The organism is Azorhizobium sp. AG788 (assembly GCF_943371865.1).
In the GTDB taxonomy this organism is placed as follows: domain Bacteria; phylum Pseudomonadota; class Alphaproteobacteria; order Rhizobiales; family Xanthobacteraceae; genus Azorhizobium.
In genome coordinates this window covers 58471-76372 of sequence record NZ_CALRWL010000006.1, presented here as the reverse complement: position 1 = coordinate 76372, position 17902 = coordinate 58471, and the positions used below count along the sequence as shown (strand labels likewise).

The 17902-nt window shown below is 67.3% G+C and carries 14 protein-coding genes; 7 read left to right on the top strand and 7 right to left on the bottom strand.

The window, feature by feature from the left end; all coding sequences use genetic code 11:
* The 3 genes from AAG816_RS05885 (at position 1) to AAG816_RS05875 (ending at position 2920) form a co-directional block, all read left to right on the top strand.
* Positions 1–1290 (top strand): Zn-dependent hydrolase, encoded by a 1290-nt coding sequence (locus AAG816_RS05885; RefSeq protein WP_341988618.1) that lies wholly within the window; start codon positions 1–3, stop codon positions 1288–1290.
* 11 nt (positions 1291–1301) lie between these two features.
* Positions 1302–2261 carry a cupin domain-containing protein gene (locus AAG816_RS05880; RefSeq protein ID WP_341988617.1) on the top strand — a complete coding sequence of 320 codons (960 nt, stop codon included), beginning with the start codon at positions 1302–1304 and terminating at the stop codon, positions 2259–2261.
* 278 nt (positions 2262–2539) lie between these two features.
* On the top strand, positions 2540–2920 hold the full coding sequence (locus AAG816_RS05875; protein WP_341988616.1) for a DUF2147 domain-containing protein: 381 nt from the start codon (positions 2540–2542) through the stop codon (positions 2918–2920).
* Between the two features lie 60 nt (positions 2921–2980).
* On the opposite strand, the gene AAG816_RS05870 is transcribed toward AAG816_RS05875, so the two are convergent.
* From AAG816_RS05870 to AAG816_RS05860, 3 genes are read right to left on the bottom strand one after another with little or no spacing between them, the layout of a single operon-like run.
* The gene (locus AAG816_RS05870) at positions 2981–4210 is read right to left on the bottom strand and encodes a cyclopropane-fatty-acyl-phospholipid synthase family protein (protein ID WP_341988615.1); all 1230 of its coding nucleotides are present in this window, start codon (positions 4208–4210) and stop codon (positions 2981–2983) included.
* 13 nt (positions 4211–4223) lie between these two features.
* Positions 4224–5006 carry a DUF1365 domain-containing protein gene (locus tag AAG816_RS05865; RefSeq protein WP_341988614.1) on the bottom strand — a complete coding sequence of 261 codons (783 nt, stop codon included), beginning with the start codon at positions 5004–5006 and terminating at the stop codon, positions 4224–4226.
* Positions 5003–6358: an NAD(P)/FAD-dependent oxidoreductase gene (locus tag AAG816_RS05860; RefSeq protein WP_341988613.1), complete on the bottom strand. Its 1356-nt coding sequence runs from the start codon at positions 6356–6358 to the stop codon at positions 5003–5005. Before AAG816_RS05860 ends, AAG816_RS05865 begins: the two co-directional genes overlap by 4 nt.
* 300 nt (positions 6359–6658) lie before the next feature.
* On the opposite strand from AAG816_RS05860, the gene AAG816_RS05855 reads away from it, so the two are divergent.
* Genes AAG816_RS05855 through AAG816_RS05845 form a run of 3 tightly spaced genes read left to right on the top strand, consistent with a single transcriptional unit; the run spans position 6659 to position 9023 of the window.
* A complete protein-coding gene (locus AAG816_RS05855) occupies positions 6659–7303 on the top strand; it encodes a ChrR family anti-sigma-E factor (RefSeq protein WP_341988612.1) in 645 nt (214 codons plus the stop codon).
* 47 nt (positions 7304–7350) lie between these two features.
* Entirely contained in the window at positions 7351–8208 is an 858-nt protein-coding gene (locus AAG816_RS05850; RefSeq protein ID WP_341988611.1) for an alpha/beta hydrolase, read from the top strand.
* Positions 8205–9023 (top strand): DUF1295 domain-containing protein, encoded by an 819-nt coding sequence (locus AAG816_RS05845; protein ID WP_341988610.1) that lies wholly within the window; start codon positions 8205–8207, stop codon positions 9021–9023. Before AAG816_RS05850 ends, AAG816_RS05845 begins: the two co-directional genes overlap by 4 nt.
* On the opposite strand, the gene AAG816_RS05840 is transcribed toward AAG816_RS05845, so the two are convergent.
* Positions 9002–9418, bottom strand: coding sequence for a DUF2177 family protein (locus tag AAG816_RS05840; protein WP_341988609.1), 417 nt, complete (start codon positions 9416–9418; stop codon positions 9002–9004). The genes AAG816_RS05845 and AAG816_RS05840 overlap by 22 nt on opposite strands.
* Before the next feature lie 262 nt (positions 9419–9680).
* Between AAG816_RS05840 and AAG816_RS05835 the strand changes: the two genes are divergently transcribed.
* Complete coding sequence (locus tag AAG816_RS05835) at positions 9681–10181, top strand: TspO/MBR family protein (protein ID WP_341988607.1); 501 nt, start codon at positions 9681–9683, stop codon at positions 10179–10181.
* 71 nt (positions 10182–10252) lie between these two features.
* Here AAG816_RS05835 and AAG816_RS05830 read toward each other — a convergent pair whose 3' ends face one another.
* Genes AAG816_RS05830 through AAG816_RS05820 form a run of 3 tightly spaced genes read right to left on the bottom strand, consistent with a single transcriptional unit; the run spans position 10253 to position 17891 of the window.
* A complete protein-coding gene (locus tag AAG816_RS05830) occupies positions 10253–13504 on the bottom strand; it encodes an efflux RND transporter permease subunit (RefSeq protein WP_341988606.1) in 3252 nt (1083 codons plus the stop codon).
* Positions 13501–16599 (bottom strand): MdtB/MuxB family multidrug efflux RND transporter permease subunit, encoded by a 3099-nt coding sequence (locus tag AAG816_RS05825; RefSeq protein ID WP_341988605.1) that lies wholly within the window; start codon positions 16597–16599, stop codon positions 13501–13503. The genes AAG816_RS05830 and AAG816_RS05825 overlap by 4 nt, the downstream gene beginning before the upstream one ends.
* Positions 16596–17891: an MdtA/MuxA family multidrug efflux RND transporter periplasmic adaptor subunit gene (locus tag AAG816_RS05820; RefSeq protein ID WP_341988604.1), complete on the bottom strand. Its 1296-nt coding sequence runs from the start codon at positions 17889–17891 to the stop codon at positions 16596–16598. The genes AAG816_RS05825 and AAG816_RS05820 overlap by 4 nt, the downstream gene beginning before the upstream one ends.
* Positions 17892–17902: the final 11 nt, after the last annotated feature.

The following is a 17902-nucleotide window of genomic DNA, read 5'->3' as shown; positions in this document are numbered from 1 at the left end:
ATGAGCCTGCCTCTCATCGACGGCGACCGGCTGTGGGCGCGGCTCATGGACCTGGCGCAGATCGGCGCGCTGCCCCATGGCGGCGTGGATCGCCAGGCGCTCACCTTGGGCGAGATCGAGTCCTGGCACCGGGTCATCGGCTGGGCGGCGCAAGCGGGCCTGGAGCCGTCCACCGATGCGGTGGGCAATCTGTTCCTCGCCTTGCCGGGCGCCGATCGCACCCTGCCGCCGGTGCTGGCGGGCAGCCATCTGGATACCCAGCCCACCGGCGGCAAGTTCGACGGTGCGGCCGGCGTGCTCACCGCTTTGGAGGCGGCCGTCACCCTGGCGGCCAGTGATCGGCCGCGCGCCCGCGATCTGGTGGTGGTGGCCTGGCTCAATGAGGAAGGCAGCCGGTTCGCGCCGGGGATGATGGGTTCGGAGGCCTTCGCCGGCGAGCGCACCCTGGAGGCGATCCGCAGCCGCACCGATCTGGCCGGCATCAGCGTGGGCGAAGATCTGGGCCGTCTGCACGCGGCCTTTGCCCATCTGCCGCGCCGCCCCTTGGGCTTTCCGCTGGCGGCCTATGTGGAACTGCATATCGAGCAGGGCCCGCTGCTGGAGGCGCAGGACAAGGTGATCGGCGTGGTCACCGGCATCCAGGGCAAGAAGACGTTCCAGATCACCGTCCAGGGGGCGGAAGGCCATGCGGGCACGCTGGCCATGGCCGAGCGCCAGGATGCGGTGGCCGCCTTCGCCCGCATGGGCGTGGAACTGAATGCCCAGGTGGGCGGCTATGATGAGGTGGTGAAAGTCACCATCGGCCGGGTGAAGGTGGAGCCCAATGCGCCTTCGGTCATTCCGGGCCGGGTGACTTTCAGTATCGATCTGCGCCATCCGGAGAATGCGGCACTGGATCTGCTGGCGGATCGCGTCCGCGCCGTGTGCGCGGCCCAGGCGGCGCCCTGCACGGTGACTGCGGATCTGTTGGTGGATGCCCCGTCCAACGGCTTCAGCCCGGCGCTGCAGGATCGCATTACCGCCTCAGCCGCCCGGCACGGCTTTCCCGCCATGCCCATTTTGTCGGCGGCGGGCCATGATGCGCGCCATCTGGCCAAGCTGGCGCCCAGCGCCATGATCTTCATTCCCTGCCGCGACGGCATCAGCCACGCGGAAAGCGAATGGGCGGAACCGGCCCATGTGGCGGCCGGTGCGCAGGTGCTGAGCGATGTGCTGGCCGAGGTGTTGGCCACGCCCGCGCTGGACCTGCTGCAAGAGTCCCCTGTCACGCCACTCGTCCTCCAATCCTGATCGGAGCCGCCATGACCGCGCCCGCGCCCCGCATGCCCGCCGCCAAGCCCGATATGGCGGATCTGCCCGCCCAGGAAGCGCTGGCCCCGGCCACACCGGCGGAAGCGCGGGCGCGCTATTTCAATTCCGGCAATGCCTTCAACATCAAATTGCCGCCGGTCCCGGGCCGGGTGTTCGTGGACGAACCGGCGGCAGCCCTGGCGGCCGGCGCCCCCACCGGCTTTTTCGCCTGCGACCAATCGGTGCCCATGGGCTGCCCGTTTCCGGCCACCACGCCCTTGATGCTGGCCCGCTATGGGGTGATCGCGCCGGGGGAGACCCTGGCGGTGGATATGATCGCCACCGGGTCGATCTGGTACGTGATTTCCGGCGGCGGCACGGCGGTGCAGGGGGCTGATACCCTCTCGTTCGCGGCGGGGGATGTGTTCCTGCTCACCGATGCCCCGGCAACCCTGACCGCCGGCGCCGCACAGACGGTGCTGTGGACCGTCTCCAACGAGCCGCAACTGGCGTTTGATGGCGACTTGCCGCCCGGCGAGGGCCGCCGCCCCGTGGAAGCGGTGCACTATCCCGCCGCCGAGATCGCCCGGCAGATCGACATCATCTATGACCACGCGCCCGCCGAGGGCCAGTCGGGCATTGCGCTGATCTTTTCGTCCGACCGGCAGCAGGCGGCGCGCAACATCCTGCCGACCCTTACCTTGTCGCTGAACACCTTGCCGCCCCACAGCCACCAGAAGGCGCACCGGCACAATTCGGCCGCCATCACCTTGGTGCTGCATGGCGAGAATAGCTATTCCATGGTGGATGGGGTGCGCTGCCCGTGGTCGCCCTTCGCCACTTTGGTGACCCCGCCCGGCGCCCCGCATTCCCATCACAATGGGGGCGACAGCCGGGCGCTGTTCCTGATCGTGCAGGATGGCGGGCTGCATTATCACGCCCGCACCATGGGGTTTACGTTCCTGGAGTAGCGCCCTCACGCACAGGTGAAGCGTCGTGCCGTGGGGCGTGAAGCAATTCGCGGCAAACGGCTGGGTTTCGCCAGATGATCCAATGGAACGCCGCGGGCGTAACAAGGTTGTACTTTCAAGTCTGTCATTCCGACACACGAAAGTCAGGCCGCCTCAGGCTCTGCCGTAGAGAGGCGCTCCTGTGGACCCTGCGGCGCGACATGATCTCTTTGGGATCCGTATCTCTTTGGGATCCGTATCTCTTGGGATCCGCGCCCTGCCGAGCGAGGGCGATCATGATGAAATCTGTTGTTGTGGCCGGTGTGCTGGTCGCCGGTTCGATCCTGTCCATCTCCGGTGCCATTGCCGGACCTGACCCCACCGGCGTGTGGAACCGGGGCGACGGCAATGCCCGCGTGCGCGTGGAGCCGTGCGGGTCGGATTTCTGCGCCACCAATATCTGGGTCAAGGACACCAGCAAGGGCGAGGATGTGGGCGATGTGTTGGTCATGAAGGTGAAGCCGAAGTCGGACACCCACATGAGCGGCGAGGCGTTCGATCGCAAGCGCGCGCTGACCTATGCCATGAACATGCAGGTGGAAACCGACACCATGTCCACCAAAGGGTGCGTGGTGGCAGGCATGATCTGCCAGACCGCCACCTGGACGCGGGTGCGCTGAGGACCGCCACCCCGCCTGGCATGAAAAAGGGCGCGTCCCGCGGGGCGCGCCCGTTTTGCGTCAGGCCTTCAGGACATAGAGCCCCACGTCGATGACCCCGGTGCGGAAACCGGCCTCGCAATAGGAGAGGTAATATTCCCACAAGCGGCGGAAGTTGCTGTTGAAGCCCAGCGCTTCCACCTGCGGCCAGGCGGCCTGGAAGCGGCGGTGCCATTCCGCCAGGGTCAGCGCATAGCTGGCGCCGAAGCAATCGCGCGAGACCAGCTCAAGGCCGGCCCGCTCCGCCTGCTCGGTCATGATGGTCTTGGTGGGCAGCATGCCGCCGGGAAAGACATAATGCTGGATGAAGTCGGGGCTGCGGCGATAGCCCTCGAACCGCGGCTCATCGATGGTGATCACCTGGAGCACGGCGATGCCGCCGGGGGCGAGGCGATCCTTCAGGGTCTGGAAATAGATCGGCCAATATTGCTCGCCCACCGCCTCCAGCATCTCGATGGAGACGATGCGGTCGAACGTGCCGGTCACGTCGCGATAATCCTGGAGCCGCAGGTCCACCTGTTCGTGGACGCCCTGTTCCACCATCAAAGCATTGGCGCGGCCCAGTTGCTCCGTGGACAAGGTCAGGCCGGTGACATGGGCGCCCGTGCGGGCGATGCGCGCCGCCAGCGCCCCCCAGCCGCAGCCGATCTCCAGCACCCGCTTGTCGCCGGACCCCAGGTCCAGCAGATCGACGATGCGGTGCAGCTTGGCCTCCTGCGCCGCCTCCAGCGTGGCGTTGGGGCTTTGATAGAGCGCGCTGGAATAGGTCATGCTGGGGTCGAGCCAAGGGCGATAGAAATCGTTGCCCAAATCGTAATGGAAGGCGATGTTGCGGCGGCTGCCCACCTTGGTGTTGGACCGCAGCAGGTGTTTCAGGCGACGGAAAATGCGCACCGGCAGCACGCCGGCCAAGGCATCCTCCAGCTTCGCCACATTGGTGGCGGCCAATTCGATGAGCGCGGTGAGGTCCGGCGTGGTCCATTCCCCGGCCATATAGGCTTCCGCAAAGCCCACCTCGCCGCGGGCGGCAAAGCGGCGGAAGGCGCGCCAGTCGTGCAGCACCAGGGTGGCCTGCGGGCCGGGCTTGGCGGCGCGATGCTCGAAGCGGGTTCCGGACGGCATCACCACGGTGAGCGCGCCGGCGTCGAGGCAGGAAAGCAAACGCTTCAGCACGAATGGGCCGAGGCCACGGGCGTCGGGTCGCGGCGCGGCGGTGGCCGCTTCGCTGCGACTGTCGCTGTGGATGGACATACGGCGAAAATCCTTATGCGTCAGGGCGGGAAACGGTCACCGGCAGGTCCGGCGGCGGAGGACGATCCTGCAGCCGAATCCCCTTCAGGAATATTTGTATTGCCTCCCAATGAATGCCGACAATGACCTTGAGTGTAAGCAGTGGAAAAGTAACAAATGCTTTCGCCAGCGCGCGATCGGTGAGGTCGGTGCGGGAGCCGGTGAGGGTGGCGGTGATCACCGGCCCCTCGCTGTCGCGGGCGGCGATGTGCACGCCCATGCGTTCCGCCGGAGGGATGACCTTGAAGGCATAGGTCAGGCCCATGTCCAGGAAGGGCGAGACGAAGAATCGCTTGCGGGTTTCCTGGCGGATGGGCGAGACGGTGGGGTCTTCCACCGGAATGAGATAGCTGTGGCGCTCGCCGAAGGTGTTGTTCACCTCATAGAGGATCGCCTGCAAGGTGCCGTCGGCGCGATAGCAGAAGAACACGTTCAGCGGATTGAACGCATAGCCCAGGATCCGCGGCATGGTCATGAGCCGGATCGGGCCGCCGTCCGTGGCCAAGCCCGCGGCGCGCAGATGGGCTTCCACCTGCGCCTTCAGCGGCGCGCCGCTGCCGTCGCCATAGTCGGTATCGCGGAAGCTGAAGGCGTTGAAGCGGTTGCGGGAGAACAGCTTCAGCGTACGCGACAAACCGTCGATCTCGTCCAGGTCCAGCAGCAGCGAGAACACGGAATAGCTCAGCCGATGTACCCGCGGCTTGACCCGGTGATGGGTCACAAGGCCCGGATAAAGGGCGGAGGCGCGCGCGCTCACGAGGCCAGGTCCAACGGCTGCGCCATGCCGGGGCGAGGCCCGAGGACGATGCGGCCGGATTCGTCCGGCACGGTCCAGGGCCGGCGCACGCCGCCCAGGGCCTCGGCCACCGCCAGCCCGGCCTGGAGGCCGTCCTCATGGAAGCCGGCGCCGAAATAGGCGCCGCAGAACCAGGTGTTGCGCACCCCCTGCAACGACCACAGCTGCCGCTGCGCCGCCAGCGCTGCGCTGTTGAACATGGGATGCAGATAGCTGTCGGTGCGGATCACCTTGGCCGGATCTGGCGCGCGCACGGGATTGAGGGTGACGAACAGCGGGGTATGCTCGGGAATGCCTTGCAGCTTGTTCATCCAGTACGTCACCGAGAGATGGTTGGTTCCGCCCTCTCGCACCGACGTGTAGTTCCAGCTGGACCACACCCGCCGCCGCTTGGGCATCAGGCGGGTGTCGCTATGCAGCACCGCCTCGTTGCGGCTATAGCCGAAGGCACCCAGCACGCTGCGCTCCGCCGGGCTGGGATCGGTGAGCATGGCCAGAGCCTGATCCGCATGGGCGCCGATCACCACATGGTCGAAATGGGCGCTGACGCCGTCGGTGTCGATCACCTCCACTCCGGCGCCGAGCCGCCGCAGCGCCCGCACGCCGCGCTTGAGCGCGATGCGGTCGGCGAACGGGCGGGTGAGGCGCTGCACATAGGCGCGGCTGGCGCCATCCACCGTGCGCCACGCCGGGCGGTCCTTTACCTGCAACAGGCCGTGGTTGACGCAGAAGCGGATGAAGGAGGCGGCGGGATAGGCGCCGATCTCGGCCGCGGGCGTGGACCAGATCGCCGCCGCCATGGGATAGAGATGGTCGTCGCGAAAGGCTGAGCCATAGCCGTTGCGGCGCAGATAGTCTTCCAGCGACAGCGCGCCCAGGTGCGGCGCATGCGCGGGGGCTTCGCGATAGAAGCGCAACAGATCGCGCAGCATGGACCAGAAGCGCGGCCGCAGCAGATTGCGCGGCTGGGCGAACAGGCTGGCGAGATTGTCGCCGGAATATTCCAGCCGTCCATTGTCCAGCGATACCCCCAGCGACATGTCGGAGGCCTTGGTGGGCACGTCCAGATGCTCGAACAGCGCGGTCAGATTGGGATAGGTGGCCTCGTTATAGACGATGAAGCCGGTGTCCACCGGGGTATCGCCCGCATCCACCGTATGGCTGTGGCCGCCCACGCGATCATCGGCCTCGAACACGCTCACCTCATGGCGCTGCGACAGCAGCCAGGCGGCGGACAGGCCCGCGATCCCGCTGCCGATCACGGCGATGCGCAAGGGCGTATCGAAAGAGGCAGAGCCGGGCCGCGCGAACATGCGAAAACCTCTAAAAAGCGTGAGATACCAAACGCGTCGTCGAGAGAGTCTTACGGCAGGTGACGTACGGTGGATCACCCCATTCAGCTTTGATCCAAGTCGTTGCAGGGGCCGTAGAACGCCTCAGGAACAGATCCTTCCCGCTCTGCACCGCCCCCGCTCCGGTCGGGACGCGGCGCGTGTCCGGGGGCGATGAGGCGCGAAAAGACAGATGCAACAGGATACCGCAGCGCGTGTGCGTTTCGAGGCAAAGCCGGGATCGGGCGCAACCCCGTCGCGGGTCTGGATGGGAGAGGCGGCGTGATCGGGCATCATCCCAGCGACGAGACCTTGCTCTGCTATGCCGCCGGCACGCTGGAGGCGGGGCCGGCGGTGGTGACGGAGAGCCATCTGGCGACCTGCGCCCCCTGTCGCGCCCGGCTTGCGGCCTTTCGGGTGGCCGGCGGGGCGCTGCTGGATGACTTGCCGCCCACGGATCTCTCGCCCCAGGCCCTAGCCCGTGTGGAGACCCGTCTCGACCAGCCGGCGCCGCTGCCGCGGCCCCGCCGGACTCCGCGCCGCCAGCCCGGCGGTGTCGATCTGCCGGCGAGCCTGCGGGCCTATGACTTCGGCCGCTGGTGGTGGCAGGGGCCGGGGGTGTGGAGCTGCCGGGTGATCGTGCCCGATCAACCCAAGGCCACCGCGCGGCTGCTGCGCATCGCCCCCAACACCAAGATTCCCGAGCATGGCCACACCGGCCGCGAGTTCACCTTGGTTCTGTCAGGCTCGTTCTCCGATGGGCGCAGCCGCTATGGGCCCGGCGATTTCTCCGAGGCGGACAGCGAGGTGGACCATCAGCCCATCGTCGACCCCGATGGCGAATGCGTCTGCATCATCGCCATGGAGGGACAGATGCGCCTGCACGGGATGATCGGGCACCTGTTGCAGCCCTTCGTCCGGCTCTGATCCGGCATCCCGCCGTGGCCGCGCACAGGAGACGAGGAGTGGGGCGCGTGCTGTCTCCCCTGGGGCTTCTCAACGCGCTCGGCGGTATGGGCCGGCACTGCGAAACCCGGAGCGTGCCCTATGGTCCGGGGCCGCGCCAAAGCCTCGACATCTACCGCCCGCACATGCGGGGCCGTCCGCCGGCCCCGGTGGTGGTGTTCTTCTATGGCGGCGGCTGGGTGGAAGGCGATCGCGCGCTGTATCGCTTCGTCGGCGCGGCGTTGGCGGCGCAGGGCTTCGTTACGGTCATCCCCGATTACCGCGTCCATCCGGAGGTCCGCTTTCCCACCTTCCTGGAGGATGGCGCCCGCGCCGTGCAATGGGTGCGCGGCCAGATCGGCACCTTTGGCGGCGACCCGGACCGGATGGTGCTCATGGGCCATTCCGCCGGGGCGCATCTGGCGGCCATGCTGAGCTTTGACCGGCAATGGTTGGGCGCCTACGGGCTGGTTCCCGGACGGGATTTGCGCGGCATGGTGGGGCTTGCCGGTCCCTATGATTTTCTGCCCCTGCGCACCGCGGTGCTGAAATCCATCTTCGGGCCGGAAAGCCGGTGGCCCGAGAGCCAGCCGATCCGGTTCGTGGATGGCACCGCGCCGCCGGCCTGGCTGGCCACCGGGCGGGTGGACACGGTGGTGGACCCCGGAAATGCAGTGCGCCTGGCCGCCCGCATCCACGCCGCCGGGGGGCATGCGGAGGTCCAGACCTATGATCGCGTCGGACACGCCACCCTTCTCGGCGCGATCTCGCCGCTGTTGCGGCCCCTGGCGCCGGTGACCCGAGACGTGGCCCAGTTCATCACCGCCGTGACCCGTCATTCCCCGGCGTGGCTTGCCCCGCTTCACTCCCAGCAGGCGCACGCATGAGTTATCCAATCTTGATCCTGGCTCTGGCGCTCGCCTGCGCGCTGCTCATGACCGCCGCCTGGGCCATCGCGGAATCCACCGGCCAATCGGGCTGGGTGGACAGCATCTGGTCCCTCACCGTGGGCGTGGTGGGCGTGGCCGCCGCCCTGGTGCCGGTGGCCGGATCATCGGGGATCAGCGCCCGGCAAATCATGGTGGCGGGGCTGGTGGCGCTGTGGGCACTGCGGCTCGGCATCCACATCGCCGTGCGCACCCAAGGCGGCGGCGATGATCCGCGCTATGCGAACCTGCGGGACAAATGGGGCGAGGATGCGCGGACCCAATTGTTCCTGTTTCTGCAAATCCAGGCGGCCAGCGCCTTTCTGCTGGTGGTGTCCATCCTGGTGGCGGCCCGCAACCCGGCCCCCGGCCTCGGCGTGCTGGACGCGGTGGGCGTGGGCGTGCTGCTGGTCGCCGTGCTCGGCGAAGGCGTGGCGGACCGGCAATTGACCCGATTTCGCGCCGACCCCGGCAATCGGGGCAAGGTGTGCGACGTGGGCCTTTGGGGCGTGTCGCGCCATCCCAACTACTTCTTCCAGTGGCTGGGCTGGCTGGCCTATGCGGTGATCGCGCTCAATGGCGTCGGCACTTATCCCTGGGGTTGGCTCGCCCTGACCGGGCCGGCCTTCATGTATGCGCTGCTGGTGCACATCTCCGGAATCCCGCCGCTGGAAGAGCATATGCTGCGCTCGCGGGGGGAGGCGTTCCGGGCCTATCAGGCCCGGGTCAATGCGTTCTTTCCCGGTCCCGCCCGTCAGGACAGCCAGGCGCCATGAATGGCGCGGGCGATGACATAGCCCAGGCTCGCGGCGGCGGCGGTCAGCACGGTGCCCCAAGCGAGATCCACCAGGGTCAGCGCCAGCGGCCAAGCCTTCAGGGTGGCCTGATTGGTCAAATCATAGGTGGCATAGGCGCAGAAGCCGAAGAAGGCGCCGAACACCAGGGCGGTGGTCCATTTGCCCGAGGCGAGCGCGGGGGCGATGGCGAACACCACGATGCCGGCCACATAGATCAGATAGAAAGCGATGGCCGGGGCGGCGCGGAACTTGTCCAGCACCATGTCGCCCATCATGGGACGGTAGAAGGCGGTGCCCATGACCGTGAGCCACACCGCATCGATGCCGAAGAACACGAGGGCCGTGGCCACATAGGCGAGCACATAAAAGGACATGATGTCTCCTCGGCGCGTCGGTTGCGCCCATGGGATCTGGTACGGCGGCCGTTCGCCGCCGGATCACGGATGTGCGTTCGGCCCGGCCCTGAGCGCCCGTCCAGCCACCCGACCGCCGCGTCGTGTCTGGAATTGCGATAAAACAATGACTTAGGTCTTGTTCGGTGCATGCTGTTCGGCGCACACCATCGTCTTTATAGAAGAGCGCCCGATTCAATGATCGGGCTCTGCGGACCCTGGGCACCGCGAGGAGAGCATGGCCATGGTTGAACGTCCCCCGCTCCTGTCCCCCACCGGCTTGCGCAATCTGTCCCTGGCGATCCTGCCCGTGGTGGCGGCCTCGGTGCTGGGGCAGATCGCCACCTTTCCCAATCTGGCCCCCTGGTATGCGGGCCTGGCCAAGCCCTTCTACAATCCGCCCAACTGGATCTTCGGACCCATGTGGACCGCGCTGTTCGGGCTGATGGCCTATGCGGTGTGGCGCATCCTGAGCGCCCCGGCGGGCACGCCGGGCCGGGGGCGGGCGCTGACCGTGTTCTTCGTCATGCTGGTGCTGAACGCCGCCTGGTCGTGGATGTTCTTCTATCTGCACAGCCCCATGCTCGGGCTGGTGAACATCATCCCGCAATGGCTGGTGATCCTCACCACCATCTTCGCCTTCCGCCGGGTGGATGCGCTGGCGGCCTGGTGCCTGGTGCCGCTGGCCGTATGGGTGGGGTTCGCCAGCGCGGTCAATGCCGGGGTGTGGTGGCTGAACCGGTGACCCAGAGCACGCGCCGATCCGCTTGCATCGCCAGCTGATCGGATAACGCGTTCTCTATCAATAGATGAGAGTTATTCCGCCGGCTGCGGGCGCGGGGCGCCCGTCACCCGCCGGTCGCGCCGCCGCAGCCGGTCCAGCGCCAGATAGACCACGGGCGTGGAATAGAGCGTCAGCAACTGGCTCACCAGCAGGCCGCCGATGATGGAAATGCCCAGCGGCTGGCGCAGTTCGGCGCCGGTGCCGCTGGCCAGCGCCAAAGGCAGGGCGCCGAACACCGCCGCCAGCGTGGTCATCAGGATCGGCCGGAAGCGCTGCATGCAGGCCTCGCGAATGGCCTGGGCCGGGGCAAGGCCGCGGGTGCGCTCCGCATCCAAGGCGAAGTCCACCATCATGATGGCATTCTTCTTGACGATGCCGATCAGCAGGATCACGCCGATCATGGCGATCAGGCTGAATTCCGTGCGGCAGACGATCAGCGCCAGCACCGCCCCCAGACCCGCCGAAGGCAAGGTGGAGAGGATGGTGATAGGGTGCACGAAGCTCTCATAGAGAATGCCCAGCACCACATAGACCGTGGCGAGCGCCAGCAGGATCAGCAGCGGCTGGCTGTTGAGCGACTGCTGGAACAGTTTCGCCGTGCCCTGGAAGGTGCCATGGATGGAGGACGGCACGCCGATCTCCACCATGGTGCGGTGGATGGCTTCCACCGCCTCGCCCAAGGTCTTGCCCTCAGGCAGGTTGAACGACAGCGTTGACGCGGCGAACAGGCCCTGGTGGTTCACCGCCAGCGGCGTTCCGCCGGGGCCGAAGGTGGCAAAGGCCGACAGCGGCACCGAGGGCGCGAACCGCGTGCTCACCGCTGCCCCGGTGGAGGCGCCGGAGCGGGTGGTATTGGCGAGGCGATTGGTATTGGCATTGCGCACCGCATCCGCCGCCAGATCGCCGGTGCTGGCGGCTGCGGCGGCGACCGCGGCAGTGGACGCGGCCCCGGCCAAAGCGCCGCCGCTGGTGCTGATGCGGATGTCGTCGAGGGTGCGCGGATCCTGCCAGTAAGCGGGGGCCACCTCCATGACCACATGATACTGGTTCAGCGGCGCATAGATGGTGGAGACCTGGCGCTGGCCGAAGGCGTCATAGAGCGTGTTGCTGATCTGGCTCATGGTGAGCCCCAGCTTGGCGGCGGTGTCGCGATCGATGTCGAGATCCACCTCCAGGCCCTTTTCCTGGGTGTCGGAATTCACGTCCGCCAGTTCGGGAATGTGCTGCAGCGCCTCGGTGATCTTGGGCGTCCACAGCCGCAGCGCCGCCAGATCGTCGCTTTGCAAGGTGAACTGGTACTGGGCATTGGACTGGCGCCCGCCGGCGCGCACATCCTGCATGGCCTGGAGATAGAGGCTCGCTCCCGGCACGCCGGAGAGCTTGCCGCGCAGCCGGGCGATCACCTGATCGGCGGAGGCGTCGCGCTCAGCCAGCGGCTTGAGCGAGACGAACACATAGCCAGAATTGGTCTGCCCGCCCCCCGTATAGCCCACCACATTGTCCACCGCCGGATCGGCGCGGATGATGGCCACGAACCGCGCCAGCTTCTGCCGCATCAACTGGAACGAGATGCTCTGGTCGGCCTGGATGCCGCCCACCAACTGGCCGATGTCCTGCTGCGGGAAGAAGCCCTTGGGGATGATGCGGAACAGATGCACGTTCAGCGCGATGGTCAGCGCCAGCAGGATCAGCACCAGCACCGAATGGCGCAGCGCCCAGTCCAGCGACACCCCATAGATCCGCAGCACGCCCGCATAGACCCGTCCCGCCGCGCGGCCGATGCGGCCGGGGGGGCGTTCCTCGTGCTTTTCCCGCAGCAGATAGGCGCACATCATGGGGGTGGTGGTGAGCGAGACCAGCAGCGAGACCAGCACCGTCACCGACAGCGTCACCGAGAATTCCCGGAAGAACCGCCCGACGATGCCGCCCATGAGCAGCAGGGGGATGAACACCGCGATCAGCGACAGGGTCATGGACAGGACGGTGAAGCCCACCTCCTTGGCGCCCAGGAGCGCGGCCTCCATGCGCGCCATGCCCGCTTCCACATGGCGCGACACATTCTCCACCACCACGATGGCGTCATCCACCACGAAGCCGGTGGCGATGGTCAGGGCCATCAGCGAGAAATTGTCCAGGCTGTAGCCCAGCATGTACATGGCCGCGAAGCTGCCCAGCAGCGACACCGGCACCGCCACGCACGGGATCAGCGCCGCGCGGGCATCGCGCAGGAAGGCGAACACCACCACCACCACCAGCACCACCGCGATCACCAGCGAGCGCTCCACATCGTCCAGGGAGGCGCGGATGGAGGCGGTGCGGTCCTGGGCGATGGCGACGTCGATGTCGGCGGGGATGGAGGCGCGCAGTTCCGGCAGCGCCGCCTTCACCCGCTCCACGGTCTCGATGATGTTGGCGCCGGGCTCGCGGGCCAGGATGATCAGCACCGAGGGCTTGCCGTCGGACAGGCCCTCATTGCGCACGCTCTCCACCGAGTCCTCGACGGTCGCCACGTCTGACAGCCGCACCGGCGCGCCGTTGCGATAGGCGATCACCAGCGAGCGATAGGCTGAGGCCTCGCGGGCCTGGTCGTTGGTGTAGATCTGCCAGCGCCGGTCGCCGGCCTCGATGGCGCCTTTGGGGGCATTGGCATTGGCGGCGGACAGCGCCGCCCGCACATCCTCCAGGCCGATGCCATATTGCGACAGCGCATGCGGATTGATCTCCACCCGCACCGCCGGCAGCGACGAGCCGCCGATGGTCACCTGGCCGATGCCCTGCACCTGGGAGAGCTTCTGCTGCAGCACCGTGGCGGCGCTGTCATAGAGCTGGCCGCGGCTGAGCGTGTTGGAGGTCAGCGCCAGGATCATGATCGGCGCGTCGGCGGGATTGACCTTGCGATAGGTGGGGTTGGTGCGGAGCGCCGCCGGCAGATCGGCCCGCGCCGCATTGATGGCCGCCTGGACGTCGCGGGCGGCGCCGTCGATGTCGCGGGAGAGGCCGAACTGCAGCGTGATGCGGGTGGAGCCCAGCGTGCTGGTGGAGGTGATCTCGCTGATGTCGGCGATCTGCCCCAGATGCCGCTCCAGCGGCGTCGCCACCGTGGCCGCCATGGTGTCGGGGCTGGCGCCGGGCATGGAGGCGCTGACCATGATGGTGGGAATGTCCACCTGCGGCAGCGGCGCCACCGGCAATTTGAAAAAGGCCAGCGCCCCCGCCAGCGCCAGCCCCAGCGTCAGCAGCGTGGTCGCCACCGAGCGGCGGATGAACGGCGCGGAGATGTTCACCGCGTCGCCTCCGTCGGCGCCGCCCCGGTGAGGCGGGCGACGCGCTTGGCGAGGCGGTCGAAGGCCAGATAGATCACCGGCGTGGTGAACAGGGTGAGGATCTGGCTGGCCACCAGCCCGCCGATGATCGCCACCCCCAGCGGCGCCCGCAATTCAGATCCGGCGCCCGAGCCCAGCACCAGCGGCACGGCGCCGAGAATGGCGGCCATTGTGGTCATGAGGATGGGCCGGAACCGCAGCAGGCAGGCCTGATAGATCGCCTCGCGCGGCGCCAGGCCTTGCGTGCGCTCCGCATCCAAGGCGAAGTCGATCATCATGATGGCATTCTTCTTCACAATGCCGATCAAAAGAATGATGCCGATGATGCCGATGATGTCCAACTGCCCGCCGGTGGCCATCAGCGCCAGCAGCGCGCCGACGCTGGCGGAGGGCAGAGTGGAGAGGATGGTGATGGGGTGGATGTAGCTCTCATAGAGCACCCCCAGCACCACATAGACCGTGACGATGGCCGCCAGGATCAGCAGCAGCTGGTTGCTCAGCGCCCCCTGGAACGCCAGCGCCGCGCCCTGGAAGGCGGTGGTGATGCTGCGCGGCATGCCGATCTCCGCTTCCGCCCGCTGCACCGCCTCCACCGCCGCGCCCAGCGCCACGTCGGGGGCGAGGTTGAACGACACGGTGATGGCCGGAAATTGGCTGAGGTGGCTGATCTGCAGCGGCGCCGGGCGCTCGGTGATGGTGGCGATGGCCGACAAGGGCACCTGCCCGCCGCCGGAGGAGGGCAGATGCACATCCTCCAGTGCCTTGAGGCCCGCCCGAAGCGTGGGGTCCGCCTCCAGGATCACCCGATACTGGTTGGTCTGGGTGAAGATGGTGGAGATGATGCGCTGGCCGAAGGCATCATAGAGCGCATTGTCCACGGTGGCGGTGGTGATGCCGAACCGGGCGGCGGTGTCGCGGTCCAGCGTGATGTCCACCGCCAGGCCCTTGTCCAGCAGATTGCTGGAGACATCCGCCAGTTCCGGCTGGGCGGAAAGCTTGTCCAGCAGCTTGGGCACCCATTTGGCCAGTTCGTCCGGGTCGGTGTCGGACAGCACGAACTGATATTGGCCGCGCCCCACCGTGGCATCCACGGTCAGATCCTGCACCGGCTGCATGTAGAGCGAGATGCCGGTGAGCGGGGCAACGGCGGCGGTGAGGCGGCGGATCACGTCGGACACGCCGGAGGTGCGCTCGTCGCGGGGCTTCAGCTCGATGAGGAAGCGGCCGTTATTGAGCGTGGTGTTGGTGCCGTCGGTGCCGATGAAGGAGGCGAGCCGGGCCACATCCGGATCTTTCAGGATCTGCGCCGCCAGCATCTGCTGCCGCTCCGCCATGCCGGCGAAAGAGATCGACTGCGGCCCCTCGGAGACGCCCTGGATCAGGCCGGTGTCCTGCACCGGAAAGAAGCCCTTGGGGATCACCACATAAAGCGCGGCGGTGAGGGCGAGCGTCGCCACCGCCACCAGCAAGGTGAGCGGCTGATGCCGCAGCACCACGGTGAGCGCGCGGCCATAGAGCGCCACCAGCCCATCGAACCAGCCGCGCCGCGCGGGCGTGGCGGTCTGCGGGGCAGGCGCGTGCGGCTTCAGCAGCCGGGCGCACATCATCGGCACCAGGGTCAGCGACACCACCGCCGAGATCAGGATGGTCACCGCCAGAGTGATGGCGAATTCCCGGAACAGCCGCCCCACCACATCGGCCATGAACAACAGCGGGATCAGCACCGCGATCAGCGACACGGTGAGCGAAACGATGGTGAAGCCGATCTGCGCCGAGCCCTTCAGGGCCGCATCGAACGGCTTCATGCCCTGCTCGATATAACGCGAGATGTTCTCGATCATCACGATGGCATCGTCCACCACGAAGCCGGTGGCGATGGTGAGCGCCATGAGCGAGAGATTGTTCAGGCTGAACCCGGCCAGATACATCACCGCGAAGGTGCCGACGATGGATAGCGGCACCGACAGGCTGGGAATGATGGTGGCCGGCACGTTGCGCAGGAACACGAAGATCACCAGCACCACCAGCACCACCGCGAACACCAGTTCGAATTCCACGTCGCGCACCGAGGCGCGGATGGTGGTGGTGCGGTCGGTGAGCACCTGCACATCCATGGCGGCGGGCAAGGTGGCGGTCAGTTCCGGCAGCAGCGCCTTGATCTCGTCCACCACGGCGATGACATTGGCGCCGGGCTGGCGCTGCACATTGAGGATGATGGCCGGCGTGGTGTCCATCCAGGCGGCGAGCTTCTCATTCTCCGCCCCGCCCACCACTTCGGCCACCTGGCTGAGCCGCACCGGCGCACCCTTGCGATAGGCCACCACCAGATCGTTATAGACCGCAGGGTCCTTGATCTGATCGTTTGCCTGCACGGTGTAGGCGCGCATGGGGCCATCGAAACTGCCCTTGGGCGAATTGACATTGGCGTTGGCGATGCTGGTGCGCAGGTCGTCAATATTGAGCCCATAGGCGGCCAGCGCCGCCAGATTGGCGCGGATGCGCACCGCCGGCCTTTGACCGCCGGCTATGCTCACCAGCCCGACCCCCTGCACCTGGGACAATTTCTGCGCCAAGCGATTGTCCGCCAGATCCTCCAGCGCCGTGGGGCTCAGGGTCTTGGAGGTGACGGCGAGGCTGAGGATCGGCGCGTCGGCCGGGTTCACCTTGGCATAGATGGGCGGCGCCGGCAGATCGGAGGGCAGCAGGTTTCCGGCGGCATTGATGGCCGCCTGCACCTCCTGCTCAGCCACGTCCAGGGTCAGTTCCAGGCCGAACTGGAGGGTGATGACCGAGGCGCCGGCGGAACTGGACGAACTCATCTGCTTGAGGTTCGGCATCTGCCCCAATTGGCGTTCCAGCGGCGCGGTGATGGCCGAGGTCATCACTTCCGGGCTGGCGCCGGGATAGAAGGTGCGCACGGCGATGGTGGGATAATCCACCTCCGGCAGCGCGGAGAGCGGCAGGAAGCGGAACGCCACCATGCCCACCATCAACAAGGCCGCCATGATCAGCGAGGTGGCGACCGGACGCTCAATAAAGGGTTTGGAGGGGTTCACGGCGCAGTGGCCTGCGGGCGGCGGGCGGAGGGCGCGCCCACGCCCTCGCCCGGCGGTCGGGCCGGGCGGGGCGTGGCGCCGGGGGCGTCCGGCTCGGTGACCTTGGCGCCCTCGCGCAATTTGTCGGCGCCGTCCACCACCACCTTTTCGCCGGCTTTCAGTCCGTCGGTGATCGACACCTTGTCATTGGCCGAGGGGCCGAGCGTGACCTTGCGCACGCTCACCGCATTGTCGGCGCCGATCACATAGACATAGGTGCCCGGCGCCCCCCGCTGCACGGCGGCGGAGGGAATGATGAGCGCGCTGGGCAGGGTGTTGACCAGCAGGTCCACATTGACGAACTGGTTGGGGAATAGAGCATTGTCGTCATTGGCGAATTCCGCCTTCAGCTTCACCGTGCCGGTGGTCACGTCCACCTGGTTGTCGATGGTGGTGAGCCGGCCGGTGGCGATCTTGGCGCGGCGGTTGCGGTCATAGACCGTCACCGGCAGGTCGGCGCCGCTCGCAAGGCGGCGCACCACGGCGGGCACGGCATCTTCCGGCAGCGAGAACACCACGGTGATGGGCTTCAATTGGGTGATGACCACGATGCCGGTGGAATCCCCGCCCTGGACGAAATTGCCCGCATCCACCAGGCGAATGCCCAGCCGGCCGGAGACCGGGGCGACGATGTGGCAATATTCCAGGTTCAGCTCCGCGGTGCGGACCTGGGCCTGATCCATCTCCACCGTGCCGGTATATTGCTGCACCAGCGCATCCTGGGTATCCACCGACTGCTGCGAGGCGGCATTCTTGGTCACCAGGGTCTTGAAGCGGGTGAGATCGAGCTGGGCATTGCGCAATTGCGCCTGATCGCGGGCCAGTTGGCCCTGGGCCTGCTTCAGCGCCGCCTCATAGGGGCGCGGGTCCACCTCGGCGAGGGCGTCCCCGGCCTTCACCTCCTGGCCCTCCTTGAAGAAGATGCCGGTGAGGCGCCCGGTGATCTGGCTGCGCACCGTCACCGTGCTGATGGCGGTGACCGTGCCCAGCGCGGTGAGCGTCACCGGCAGGGCGCCGGTCTCCACCGTGGCGGCGGCCACCGGCACCGGCCCGGCCATGCCGCGCCGTCCGCCGGCCGGGGCGGTTTCCTGCGGGCGGATCCACCAGCCCGCCCCCACCAGAGCCAGCAGCAAAAGGAAGATCAGCGGCGTCCAGCCGAACCGCCGGCGCGGCTTGGCTTCCGGTGCGGCTTCGCGCGGCGGCAGGGTGACGGGCTCCCCTTGAAGATCGCGCAGCGGACGTGGGTCATTCATCGGAGGTGATA